The following is a 13,324-nucleotide window of genomic DNA, read 5'->3' on the forward strand; positions in this document are numbered from 1 at the left end:
GGACCATGACACTAACCATTCGAAATATGGTGTGCGATCGTTGTAAGCGGGTTGTACGCGAAGAGCTGGAAGCCCTGGGCCTGACGGTGGCCCGGGTAGAGCTGGGAGAAGTTGACGTAGCCGAAATCCCTCCCAGGCTCACCCTGGATACTGTCCGCCAGACGTTACAGGCCAACGGCTTCGATCTGGTCGATGATAAAAAGCAGTCGCTGGTGGAGCACATCAAGATTCTGCTGATCAACGAAATCCAGCACCTGAAAAATGAGCGGCTGGCCTCAGAAAATTATTCGACATTTCTGGAGCGCAAGCTAGGCTATGAATACTCGTACCTGAGTGGCCTGTTTTCTACCAGCGAAGGGCACACTCTGGAAAAGTACATCATTGCCCTCAAAATCGAAAAAGTTAAAGAATGGCTTCGCTACGACGAACTGACACTCAGCGAAATAGCCTGGCGATTAGGGTATAGCAGTGTGCAGCATCTTTCGAATCAGTTCAGGCAGGTAACCGGGCAAACACCGGGTCAATTTCGGAAAGCGACTTATGTAGAACGACGTAACCTCGATTCGATTTGAGAGTCAAAATAACAGTTGAGGAGCATCTGCGTTTCGCATCGACCTCAGATAATCGTCGTTATTCAACCCAACCATAACGTTATGAAAAGCCGAGTTAAAGCCCTGATCAGCCGGTTGATTGAGTGGGTGTTACGCGTGCGCGGAATCCGGATTCTAACCAAAGAGCAAACCGAAGTTTTTCTAAAGCCATACCGGATCGCCAATCATCCGTCTGATCACATTCGCCTAACCAACGTTCCTAATGCGATCAATCCATCACAGTTAATTTTCCACCAATCTGACGCGATCACGGAGCCAGCCCAGGTTTGGGATTACAGTCAGACTAACCAGAAAATCCAGCTATTCCCGTATGGCAGCGCTTTAGTCAATCGTAATCTGCTCTGTACCAATTTTGGAAATCACCACCTGTTGGAAAATCTCCTTAGCTGGCGGAGTCGGAAACCATATTCTACCAAAACGGTCATCACTCCCTGGAGCCATTATCTGGATGGTATTGCGTATGGTGGTTATTATGATTTTGTGGTACTGGTAGCTGCTCAACTGTGCCGAATCAAAGACGCCCTGCCGGAGCCCGTATTTTCTGAAGCCATCGTTTCATATCCACTGTTCAATACGCCGTATGAACGGGAATACCTGAGCCTGATCGGTGTCGGAAACGACCAGCTTATCGACAGCAGCCACTATGCAGTTGAAGCGGATCGGTTTATTAGCGGCAATAATGGCCACTGGTTTTACCCGAATGTAGCGGACATTTTAGCCCTAAAAAGACAGGTTGAAGCCCAGCTAAAACCCGTTCGAAACGAACGCAACCGCATTTACATCAGTCGTTCGGGCAGACGTCGGATTGTTAATGAGTCCGACCTGATTTCCATGCTCAAAGGCTACGGATTCGTCATTGTTGACGACCAGCCCCGACCCGTAGCCGAACAGGTTGCGCTTTATAAAAATGCATCCTTTATTATAGGGCCTCACGGGGCTTCGTTCACTAATATTATCTGGTGCGAACCCGGCACGCATCTCTTTGAATTGTTTTCGCCTAGCTATGCCCCACCGCACTTCCAGTATCTGGCATCTGTACTACAAATAAACTACTCCGCTTATTATGAGGGCAATACAGGAGTAAATCAACACGCAGAGCTGGAAGGAAATATCCAGGTATCGGTCGATGAAGTAGAACGTTGCCTGAGCCAATTGCTTCGTAACGAATATGCCTGATCAGGTGTATTCTGCACATCTTACCCGGAATTTTGTAAAAACTCTATCGATTGTCCGTAGTTATTTTGACAGACCAATGGTGGTCGACCAACATATAGCTCAACATGACTATGGAAACGATGCAACACACTCACGTAGACACCTGTTTCGACTGCGCCGAAGCCTGCGAACGCTGTGCCACTGCCTGCCTGGAAATGGGCGACAAAGATGGGCGCGGCCACGACATGACCGCCTGTATTAAGCTCTGCCGGGACTGCGCCGATATTTGTACGCTTTGCGGCCGACTGGATGCCCGCGGCTCTGATTTCGCACGCGATTTCATGGCACTCTGCGCCGAAGTATGCGATGCCTGTGCCGAAGAATGTGAAAAACATGCCAGTCATGTTGCGCATTGCAAAGCCTGTGCTGAAGCCTGCCGTAAATGCGCAGAAGAGTGTCGGTCGATGTCGGCCAATGCGTAACCAATCATGCCGGGATTCTTTTGATTCTGTGGATTCGATTGGTTTACCAGCAAATCGTTACCACCATAAAATTCACTGAATTCAAAGAATCCGGCCTTTATGTTACCTTATCTGTTTACCCTTTTATCGATTGCCAACTGGCTGCTAATTTCTGAATCGGTTTCCGAAAAAAAGGTCGGTACAGGCCGACATCCATCAGCCGCAGCGGATCTGTCCGGAATGGTGCATGTGGTGTATGGTCGTGGTGAAAACCTCTATTACTCAACCACCCAAACCGGCGATCAATTTACGCCCGCCATTCGGGTCGATAGTCTACCCGGACTACAACTTGGTGCTTCACGTGGTCCACAGATTGCCGCTTCGACTAAATCAGTAGTGATTCTGGCGATCGATAAACCGGGAAATATCTGGGCCTATACGTTAGACCGGACTTCGGGCCAATGGCACAAACGCGTCCCCGTAAACGATGCGCCCGACATAGCCAAGGAAGGGTTTTTAGGGCTGACAGCCGAACCGGATAACAGCTATATGGCCGCCTGGCTCGACCTGAGAGGCAATAAGCGGAATAAGCTGGTCGGTGCGCGGTCAGTCGATGGCGGAAAGTCCTGGTCGGCCAATAAGGTATTATATGAATCGCCGGATGGGACAATCTGCGAATGTTGTCAGGTTTCGGTCGTTAGTCATGGAAAGCAGGTAGCTATCATGTTCCGTAACTTCCTCAACGGCTTCCGGGATATGTATCTACTGCAATCGACGGATGGCGGTCAAACCTTTGGCAAAGCCAAAAAATTAGGCAAAGGCACCTGGAAACTGGCTGCCTGCCCTATGGATGGCGGTGGGTTGTCGGTCGACCAAGCCGGTCATTTATCAACCGTCTGGCGACGGGCCGATACCTTGTATACAGCCCGGCCTGGGCAACCCGAAACGGAACTAACAACGGGAAAAAACGCAAAAATTGCCAGTACGTCCCACGGTGATTACCTGGTTTTTCAAAAGGCTGAACAGCTCTGGGCTGTTACACCTCAGCAAAAACAACCTGTAGCACTTGGGCCGGGAGCTTACGCCAAGCTCGCTCAGCTTAACAACAACCGTGTCTTGTGTATCTGGGAGCACGATGGTAATGTATGGGCAAAGATTCTCTGATTTTAGCGAGGTGATTAAGAACTATTGCCTTTGCTTTTACGACATACGTTATGAATAAGTTTATTTTCCTGATTCTGCTAGGTGCTCTAGCCGAACAAGCTTTTGCGCAACAGCAACACGAAGGCATGCCCATGACCAACAAATCGAAAGCGGACACAACCAAACCGATGGATCATTCGATGCATGAGATGGCCAAACCTCATCACGGAACTATGGATATGAGCGGCAGCGACATGCTGAACCATGGGCTTACCATGGATACAACCATGGGCATGACCCATTCCCTTTCACGCCATTTGCCCATGAATCGGAACGGGTCGGGTACCTCCTGGCATCCCGACAATACGCCGATGTACGCGTACATGACCCATCCATCACCCAGCGGTTGGAGCTATATGCTGCACTATGCGGTCTATCTACGCTACACCAGGCAGAATGCGAATAATGACGATAAACGAGGAGCTGGTCAACAATTTGGCGCACCGAACTGGTTCATGGGTATGGCTCAACGTAAAGTGGGCCAACGAGGCTTGTTTCAGATTCGGGCCATGATCTCACTCGATCCTCTAACAGTTGGTAATGGCGGTTATCCACTCCTTTTTCAAACGGGCGAAAGTTACAAGGGTCAGCCCCTGATCGATAAACAGCACCCGCACGATCTGGTTTCTGAGTTATCCGTCAGCTATAGCCATGCCTTCAGCAAAGACATTGATCTGTATGGATACGTTGGGTATCCCGGCGAACCCGCTCTGGGCCCTCCAGCCTTTATGCACCGGATTTCGGCCTTTAATTTGCCCGACGCTCCCCTAAGTCATCACTGGCAGGATGCTACGCATATTTTGTTCGGCGTGGCAACGGTCGGCTTCCGCTACAAATGGGCCAAACTGGAAGGCTCCACGTTTACGGGCCGGGAACCCGATGAAAACCGATATAATTTCGACAAACCCCGATTCGATAGCTATTCGTACCGACTATCCATCAATCCATCCCCGTCGTTGGCGTTACAGTTTTCTCAGGGATTTCTGCATAGCCCGGAAGACTTACATCCCAACGAAAACGTGACCCGCACTACGGCATCCATTTTGCATAGCAAAGGATTAGGTCCTGATCGCTACATAACATCGGCGTTTGTCTGGGGACGTAATACACATGACGGAGAGGGTGATAACTCCTTTCTGGCCGAGAGTAGTTTGCAACTGAAACGTATTGCTCTGTACGGCCGCTACGAAAATGTTGGAAAAACAGCAGAGGAGTTAGGCATTATTGATCCGGGTTTCAGTGGTATTCCCGCTCACACACCACTGGTTATAAACAACCTAACACTCGGCTTGAACTACCGAATAACCCGGCAACTTAATTCCGATCTGGTTCTGGGTGCGCAGGTAACTGGCAGTGTACCCGACAAATGGCTTCGGCCTTTATATGGTAAAACACCAATCTCCGGTGAAATTTATCTTCGTTTATCACCCAGCCTGATGACCATGCAGGGGATGAGCAGGATGCGTCACCGGCCAATGCAAAGAATGTAAGCCGTTTTGGCACCAAAGCCGTTAAATTTTCGTTTTCAATTCACTATAAACCAATTAAATACCATGATTCGTAGCCTGTTTCTAGCCGCCCTGACCTCACTTCTGCTCGTAGGTAACTCCTTTGCCAGCTCGCCTACCCGCGACGATAAGGAGAAAGAAGTAAAAATTAAAACTTCTGCCATCTGCGGTATGTGCAAAGCCCGTATCGAACGAAATCTATCATTCGAGAAAGGCGTCAAAGAAGCAGATCTGGATGTTAAAACGAAGGTTGTTACGATCAAATACAATCCTGCCAAAACGGATATTACCAAACTTAAATCGGTGATTAGTAAAACCGGTTACGATGCCGATGAAGTGGTAGCCGATGAAGCCGGGTACAACAAACTGCCAAGCTGCTGCAAAAAAGGTGGCGGCATGGATCATCAGTAACTGTAAGGTGGGCGGAAGCCCGCCATTCTCAGCCCCGGCGCGGGTTTCCACCCGCGTTACAAGTAAAAGCTCGGAATCAGATATTCCGAGCTTTTTACTTGGGCAAACCTGACGGCTGTCGATTAGACCGATTTAGTTAGGCGCTCCACGCAGGCATTATAAATCTGGCTTTAACAGATAGCCCAGCCCTATGAAGGTGTGAATCAGTTTATGATCGAACTCCCGATCAACCTTATTCCGCAAATAATTAATATATACTTCTACCTTATTGGAATTATGACGTTCGGTCATATTCCAGGCTTTCTCCAGAATCTGTGTCTTCGTCACCACACGCCCGGCATTTTCGATCAGGTATTCGAGAAGCTGGAACTCACGTACGGTGAGTTTAATTCGTTTATTATCCCGATAGGCCGCTTTTTCAGCAATATTCAATTCAAGATTATCAACGCGAAGGATCCTGGGGCCCGTAAAGCCACCTATCCGCCGTCGGTATAAGGCAAAAATGCGGGCCTGAAGCTCAGAGCTTTCTACCGACTTGACTACATAATCATCAGCCCCGGCATTAAGTCCTCTTACCTTACTGGCCGTATCGTTTTGATTAGACAGCAGCAATACCGGCGTAGAGTCGTTCTCCTGACGCAACCGCCTGACCAATTCAACACCATCTATTCCAGCGATCTGTGTATCGAGCAAAATCAGATCGAACTGAGCGTGTAGCGCCTGCGAAAATCCGAGTAAGCCATTACGGGCCAGTTGAATTGTATGTTGGTGATCGGGTAAGATCCGGGTCAGGAATTCAAGATAAGCAGGATCATCCTGGATGAGTAAAATAGTCATAAGTCACATAGCCTTACCGTACGTTTTGAGCCCGTACGTTTCTTGATTTGGCTACAAAAGACTCCGTTCGGCTTTAAAGCGATTTTAAAAGGCTATTAAATCTTCTTTAAAAAATTAAGTAGTAATACGTTGCTCACCTAAGCGGGAGTCGTATAAGTAAAGTTGTCGTTTTTTTAAGCAGATATTAATGATGGTTTAAGCGGCCCTTAACCAGAGCAGTGCTATTTGCAGCCCAAGCCAGTCGATTTTCTGGCCCTACTTTCCGTTTATTTTATGCCGAGTCCTCGATCCATTCGCTTTCACTATTATCTGGCCTTACTAGCCTGTCTAAGTATATTTCCATACGTAAATGCTCAGTCATTGAGCACTCCACCAGCCACCGATACCACCCGGCAAAGCCTTCCACAACTGGAACAGCAATTTCTGGAACGTAATTTTCAACTCCTTGCCCAGCGGTATCAGATCGACATGGCCGATGCCGCTATTACCCAGGCGGGCCTTCGCCCCAACCCTAACCTATGGTTTCAGGGTAATCTGTATAATCCACAAACCCATAAAGTACTACCTTTTGGCCGACCTTCGCAGGCCGATATTGATGCCGGAGTTTTTAACAGCGGCTACTACGCCGTGCAGCTACAACAGGTGATTTTGCTGGCCGGTAAACGCAGCAAACTGGTTGCGCTGGCCGAGAGCAACAAAGCGTTAACAAAGCTGGCTTTCCGTGATCTGATGCGGACACTTCATTACCAGTTATATACCACCTATGCCAACCTGTATTATGATTTACAGACACTTCGCCTGTTCGACGATGAGGTAACAAGGCAGCAGCGGTTGCTCGAATCGTATCGAATTGCCCTTCAATCGGGAGGGGTGGCTCCTTATGAAGTGACTCGGCTGGAAGTTGCCATCCGGGATTTGCAGGCCAATATCGCCAATTACCGAACCCAGATTGCTGATGAACAGGCAACCCTGCGCGTACTTCTTCGCCAGCCGGCCAATACCTTCATTCTGCCGACAGGGCTCCCCGATCGTCAACTGACGCTGCCCCCACTAGCCATAGCCCTGGATTCGGCCCAAACCAACAGACCCGACATTGGCCTTTCGCAGGAACAAATCAACAATGCACAGCGTAGCCTGGCGTTGGAAAAGGCCCGCCGGACACCCGACCTCACAACTGGACTCCTGTTTGAAAAATACGGAAACGCATATATTAATTTTCTGGGCTTTCAGGCATCGATGGACTTACCCCTTCTGAACCGCAATCAGGGGGCTATTCGGTCGGCCGAAACAACGTTGAAAGCAGCCTCCGGCGGCCTGGAGAACCAGCAGGTTGTGGTGCAGAGCGATGTATTGAATGCCTACGACAAGCTGAATACCTACTATCAGCAGTTCACCTCCCGCCCAGCCGGGTATCTGGACCGGATTCAGAATATTTCGATTGAAGCGACCAAAGCCTATAACGCCCGGACCATTGGCCTGCTGGATTATCTGGATAAGATCCGAACCTATCAACAGGCGCAACTCAACAACATCAATCTGCTAAATAACCTATTCAATACCCAGCAATTGCTCAACTACACTACCAATACCCGGTTCTTTTAGTCTATGAAAACATTCATTCAAGTTATGGCGCTTGGGCTACTCGTCGCTGCCTGCGGTCATAAAAATACAGAAGACGAAAAACTGCCTACCTCCAGTGCCGATTCATCCAGTAGTTACCTGACCGATTCGGTTCGCCAAATGAGCCCGGAAGATGAACTGACGCTGAATGGTACGGTTACGTTCGATCAGGATAATGTGGTACGCGTATTCCCGCTGGTGAGCGGAAACGTCGAAAAAACAAATGCATCGCTGGGAGCCTTTGTACAAAAAGGACAGGATCTTGCCTTGATTCGCTCTGGTGATATTTCGACGTATACGAATAACTATCAGGCCGACAAGTCGGATCTGGAAGTTGCGCAGCAGCAACTGAAAAATGTGTCGGCCCAGTTCAAATCAGGCTTTGCCTCGGAAACCGATCTTCTGACCGCCAAAAACAACGTCAAAAAAGCAGAAGACGAGTTGAGCAAATCGGCCAACATTTTACGCGTCTATGGCGGAACCTCGGGGAACACCAACGGAGCCAGTCAACCCTATTTCACCGTCAAGGCGCCAATTGCTGGCTATATCGTCGAAAAGAACGTCAACACGGGCCAGGATTTACGATCCGATAACCAGAACCCGCTCTATACCATCTCCAGCTTACAACAGATATGGGTACTGGCCAATGTGTATGAGCAGGATATTCCCGACATCAAGCAGGGACAACCCGTTGATATTCAAGTATTGGCATATCCCGACAAAGTATTTAAAGGCGTTATCAGCAACGTGAGCAGCGTACTCGACGAGCAGGCACGGGTGCTGAAAGTCCGTATTGTTCTGCCCAATAAAGACGGGCTGCTCAAACCCGACATGTTTGCCACGATCCACGTCCATCTACCCAATTCGAGTGGTGGAAATGGGGGAAAATCGCTGGCTGTTCCGCAAAAAGCCGTCGTCTTCGACCGTGACCATTATTACGTGATTGTACAGACCGGCAAAGACAAATATGAAGCCCGCGAGGTGACTGTCCTGAAAAACACCACCCGCTACGCTTTTATCGAAGGTGGCAACCTGAAACCGGGCGACATCGTCGTCACCGAAGGCAGCTTACTCCTCTACAACGATTTAACGGACTAAATCCAATGAGCGAAAGAGTGAAAGAGCGAAAGAGCGATTAGCTGGCGCATGCATATTTCACCAGTCCGGCGACCGCTCTTTCGCTCTTTCACTCTTTCACTCTTTCACTCACCATGAACAAGTTCATTCGTAGTATCATCACGTTCGCGCTGACCAATCGGTTTGCTATCTTTTTTGGGATTGCCCTGATTATCGTAGGTGGCGTTGTTTCGTTTCTGAATACTCCCGTCGAGACGTTTCCCGACGTGACCAATACCAACGTCATTGTCATTACCCAGTGGCCGGGCCGCTCGGCCGAAGAGGTGGAGCGCTTTGTGACGCTGCCACTCGAAACCGAACTAAACTCGGTTCCCCGCAAAAGCACGCTTCGGTCGGTATCCTTGTTCGGCCTGTCGGTTGTGACGATGATTTTCGAAGATGGCGTCGACAACTTTACAGCGCAAACCAACGTAGCCAACCGAATTGCCGACGTGGATTTGCCCGATGGTGTTTCGGCCGAGATCGAGCCGCCTTACGGACCAACCGGCGAAATTTATCGGTTCACGCTGGAGAGTAAAACCAAAGACGTTACCGAACTCAAAACCATACAGGACTGGGTCATCGAACGGCAGATCAAAAGCGTACCGGGTATTGCCGATGTAGTGAGTTTTGGGGGCAAGGTCAAAACGATTGAGGTGAGCCTGAACCCTACCCTGCTGGCAAATTACGGGTTTACCGCCCTCGACGTAGATGATGCCATTAAATCCAGCAATATCAACGTAGGTGGCGATGTGATCAAACAGGGAAACCAGTCGCTGGTTGTTCGGGGCATTGGCTTACTGACCAAACCCGAAGATGTAGCCGGCATTATTATCGACAACGTAAATGGTGTACCGATAAAAGTTCGGGATGTGGCCACGGTGAAAGAAGGTTTTCAGCCCCGACTGGGTATTGTAGGGCGCGACAAGCAGGATGATGTGGTAGAATGTATCGTTGTGATGCGGAAAGGCGAGAATCCCAACGATGTGATTCCGGCCCTGAAGGCAAAGATTGACGAGCTGAACACGAAAATCCTGCCGAAAGATGTCAAAATCAAGACCTTCTACGACCGCACCACGCTCAACAATTATACACTGCATACGGTGGGCGAAAATGTGCTGACGGGTATTTTCCTGGTGACGCTCATCCTGCTAATCTTCCTGGCCGACTGGCGTACAACGCTCACTGTAGCCATTGTGATTCCGCTGGCCCTGCTGTTTGCCTTTATCTGCCTCCGGGCCCGTGGCATGACGGCTAACCTGCTCAGTATCGGCGCCCTGGACTTTGGCATCATCATCGACGGAGCTGTGGTAATGGTCGAAGGGCTCTTTGTTATGCTGGCCCATAATGCCGAAAAAATGGGCATGATGAAATTTAACAAGCGAGCAAAACTGAGCTGGATCACCCAAAATGCAACGGAGTTGGGCAAATCCATTTTCACGTCCAAAATCATCATTATTACGGCCCTGCTTCCCATTTTCACCTTCCAGAAAGTAGAAGGCAAGCTGTTTAGTCCCTTAGCCTGGACCATTGGTTTTGCCCTGACCGGGTCGCTGATCGTTAGTCTTACCCTGATTCCTCTCCTCTGTAGCCTGTTGTTGAACAAAAACGTTCGCGAACGGCACAATCCTGTCGTAACGGGTCTGGAGAGAGCGTATGTTCCGGCCCTAAACTGGGCTATTCGAAAACCCGCAGCGATTATTTCAATTGCTATTGGGGCACTCGCTTTTTCGCTTTACCTGTTTCTGTTTCACATTGGCTCGGAGTTTCTACCGCAGTTGAATGAAGGGTCGATTTATGTGCGGGCCAGCCTCCCCTACTCGGTTGCGCTGGACGAAAGCTATGCCTATACCCGTAAGTTCCGGGCCATTTTTGAGGAGTTCCCCGAGGTTCGGGGCGTCATTTCGCAAACGGGCCGACCGAACGACGGCACTGACCCCACTGGATTTTTCAACAATGAATTTTTCGTTGATCTCTATCCGAAAGAAGAATGGAAACGGGATATTACCAAAGACGAACTTATCGCTCAGATGCAGCAGAAACTAGCTCGCTTCCGGGGTATTTCGTTCAACTTCTCGCAGCCCATTTCCGACAATGTTGAAGAAGCCGTGTCGGGGGTGAAAGGATCGATGGCGATCAAGATTATTGGCCAGGATTTAGATGTGCTTGATAAAGAAGCCACTAAAGTGTTCAACGTAATGAAAACCGTGCGGGGGGTTAGTGATTTGGGTGTCTTTCGTAACCTGGGCCAGCCGGAGTTCCGCATTCTGCTCGATCCGCAGAAACTGGCGCTGTACAACGTACCGACCGATGTGGCCCAGTCTGTCATTGAAACCGCTATCGGCGGCAAAACCGTGACCCAGTTCTACGAGGGCGAACGCCATTTCGACATAAAAGTGCGCTACGACGAACGGTTTCGGTATTCGCCCGAACTAATTGAGAACTTGCTGGTCCCTACGCGTTCGGGTAGTAAAATTCCCCTGAAAGAGTTGGCGTACATTGGCACTCGTTCGGGACCCGCGTTTGTTTACCGAGAAAACAACGCCCGGTTCATTGCCATCAAGTTTTCGGTGCGGGATCGCGACCTGGGCAGTACCATTGCCGAAGCACAGAAAAAAGTGGGCCAGCAGGTCAAACTTCCCGAAGGTTTTCAAATGCGCTGGGCGGGTGAATTCGAGAACCAGACCCGGGCCGAGCGCCAGTTGGCCATTGTGGTTCCGATTAGTATCACCATCATTTTTCTGATTCTGCTATTCACGTTTGGCAGCGCGCTGGATGCGGCCCTGATTATTCTGAACGTACCCTTTGCCCTGATTGGCGGTATGCTCGCCCTTTGGCTGACGGGCATTAACTTCAGCATTTCGGCTGGGGTGGGTTTCATCTGTTTGTTTGGCGTATCGGTGCAGGATGGGGTTATTTTGATTAACCGCTTCAAGGAAAACCTGCACAATAAACTGCCCATCAGTGAGGCCATTCGGGAAGGAGCCTTGACCAGGGTACGCCCGGTGGTGATGACAGCACTCATGGCGTCGCTTGGCCTGTTGCCAGCCGCCTTATCGACCGGCATTGGCTCCGAGACGCAGAAACCACTGGCGACCGTTATGATTGGTGGACTAATAACCTGTACGATTTTGTCGCTGCTGATCCTGCCGGTTACCTATGAGCTGATTCATAGCCGACGTGCCCGGAAAGAACTGGCTCGCCATGAGTCGAAAAAGGTCCAAATACCTCATCACCCGTAAGCACTACCCCACATCGATTTCGTTATGCTTTATCCAACGCGCCTTACCAGAATGATCGGGTACGCCCTTGTTTGCGGTGTGATCGCCTGCCGGGGAACCGAAACCCTGAACTCTACCAATTCGAACCAAACAGCATTAAATCTGCTGGTAATCGGCGATTGGGGTGTTCAGGGGCAGTTACACCAACAGGCAGTAGCCGATCAGATGGAGCAATACGCCAGGGTTACTCATCCCCAGTTTATTATTTCGACTGGGGATAACTTCTATCCCTATGGCGTTACCAGTGTGAACGATAGCCTGTGGAAGCAGTCGTTCGAACGGGTGTATACTGGCCCAGACCTCCAGATTCCATTTAAGGCTATCCTGGGCAATCATGATTATGAGCAGACGGCTAATCCGGCAGCACAACTTGCGTATTCGAAACGAAGCCCCCGCTGGCAAATGCCGTCTCGCTATTACACGGAAGTGGTTGCTGTAGATAACAAAACAAATCTGCGATTGATCTACCTGGATACCAATCCGTTCATCAAGGAATACCAGCAGAATCAGGCTGCGTATTCAGACCTGGCCAAACAGGATACCCAGCGGCAGTTGACCTGGCTCGATAGTACGCTAAGCCATTCGCCCGAACCCTGGAAAATCGTGATTGGGCACCACCCTCTCTACTCCGTCGGACTGGACCATGGCGATCAACCTGAGTTGCAGACTCTGCTACTACCCATGTTAACAAAGTATGGTGTTCAGCTATACCTCTGTGGTCATACCCATACCCTTCAGCACCTATCGCCCGGTGGACCAACCGATTTTGTTATTTCGGGTGGAGGGGGAGCCCCGCTCGGAAGCGTTACAACTGGATCGTCGGCCCGGTTTGCGACAGCTCAGGGTGGTTTTGCGGCTCTCTCCATTACCGCCGATAGTCTGAATCTACGTTTTATTAATTCGTCGGGGAGCCAGCTTTACCAACTAAAACGTGGGCGATAAATGGCTTTGCAGACGCTAATAAGCACACTAAATCAACCATCTTTGTGCATTGGCGATTAAGTAGATGTTGTTTGTGGTGTCAGGTTCTCAAACCTGACGCGATCGGTTTTGAGAAACACCCCCAAGGGCAAGTTTGAGAATCTGCATTCGCACTAACTGACCGCTGTAAATTGACTAAC

At 49.8% G+C, this 13,324-nt stretch carries 11 protein-coding genes; 10 read left to right on the plus strand and 1 reads right to left on the minus strand.

Annotated features, from left to right (window positions below):
* Positions 1-5: 5 nt before the first annotated feature.
* The 6 genes from BGO59_RS23705 to BGO59_RS23730 all read left to right on the plus strand — a co-directional run bounded on the left by BGO59_RS23705 (position 6) and on the right by BGO59_RS23730 (position 5,349).
* Entirely contained in the window at positions 6-572 is a 567-nt protein-coding gene (locus BGO59_RS23705) for an AraC family transcriptional regulator (RefSeq protein WP_293687386.1), read from the plus strand.
* A gap of 81 nt (positions 573-653) precedes the next feature.
* Positions 654-1,787, plus strand: coding sequence for a glycosyltransferase family 61 protein (locus tag BGO59_RS23710; protein ID WP_293687387.1), 1,134 nt, complete (start codon positions 654-656; stop codon positions 1,785-1,787).
* Between the two features lie 110 nt (positions 1,788-1,897).
* Positions 1,898-2,248 (plus strand): four-helix bundle copper-binding protein, encoded by a 351-nt coding sequence (locus tag BGO59_RS23715; protein ID WP_293687389.1) that lies wholly within the window; start codon positions 1,898-1,900, stop codon positions 2,246-2,248.
* 99 nt (positions 2,249-2,347) lie between these two features.
* Positions 2,348-3,391, plus strand: coding sequence for a sialidase family protein (locus BGO59_RS23720; protein WP_293687391.1), 1,044 nt, complete (start codon positions 2,348-2,350; stop codon positions 3,389-3,391).
* 50 nt (positions 3,392-3,441) lie between these two features.
* Complete coding sequence (locus BGO59_RS23725; protein ID WP_293687393.1) at positions 3,442-4,920, plus strand: hypothetical protein; 1,479 nt, start codon at positions 3,442-3,444, stop codon at positions 4,918-4,920.
* Between the two features lie 63 nt (positions 4,921-4,983).
* Positions 4,984-5,349: a heavy metal-associated domain-containing protein gene (locus BGO59_RS23730; RefSeq protein WP_293687394.1), complete on the plus strand. Its 366-nt coding sequence runs from the start codon at positions 4,984-4,986 to the stop codon at positions 5,347-5,349.
* A gap of 156 nt (positions 5,350-5,505) precedes the next feature.
* Here the strand turns inward: BGO59_RS23730 and BGO59_RS23735 are convergent, their stop codons facing one another.
* Positions 5,506-6,186: a response regulator transcription factor gene (locus BGO59_RS23735; RefSeq protein ID WP_293687396.1), complete on the minus strand. Its 681-nt coding sequence runs from the start codon at positions 6,184-6,186 to the stop codon at positions 5,506-5,508.
* Positions 6,187-6,411: 225 nt separating this feature from the next.
* On the opposite strand from BGO59_RS23735, the gene BGO59_RS23740 reads away from it, so the two are divergent.
* The 4 genes from BGO59_RS23740 to BGO59_RS23755 all read left to right on the plus strand — a co-directional run bounded on the left by BGO59_RS23740 (position 6,412) and on the right by BGO59_RS23755 (position 13,145).
* A complete protein-coding gene (locus BGO59_RS23740) occupies positions 6,412-7,788 on the plus strand; it encodes a TolC family protein (RefSeq protein ID WP_293687398.1) in 1,377 nt (458 codons plus the stop codon).
* A 3-nt stretch (positions 7,789-7,791) separates the two neighbouring features.
* Complete coding sequence (locus tag BGO59_RS23745; RefSeq protein WP_293687399.1) at positions 7,792-8,904, plus strand: efflux RND transporter periplasmic adaptor subunit; 1,113 nt, start codon at positions 7,792-7,794, stop codon at positions 8,902-8,904.
* Positions 8,905-9,017: 113 nt separating this feature from the next.
* On the plus strand, positions 9,018-12,164 hold the full coding sequence (locus BGO59_RS23750) for a CusA/CzcA family heavy metal efflux RND transporter (protein WP_293687400.1): 3,147 nt from the start codon (positions 9,018-9,020) through the stop codon (positions 12,162-12,164).
* Positions 12,165-12,188: 24 nt separating this feature from the next.
* Positions 12,189-13,145, plus strand: a complete 957-nt coding sequence (locus BGO59_RS23755; RefSeq protein ID WP_293687402.1) for a tartrate-resistant acid phosphatase type 5 family protein — start codon at positions 12,189-12,191, stop codon at positions 13,143-13,145.
* The last annotated feature ends 179 nt before the right edge of the window (positions 13,146-13,324 follow it).

It is taken from the genome of Spirosoma sp. 48-14 (genome assembly GCF_001898575.1).
GTDB lineage: Bacteria > Bacteroidota > Bacteroidia > Cytophagales > Spirosomataceae > Spirosoma.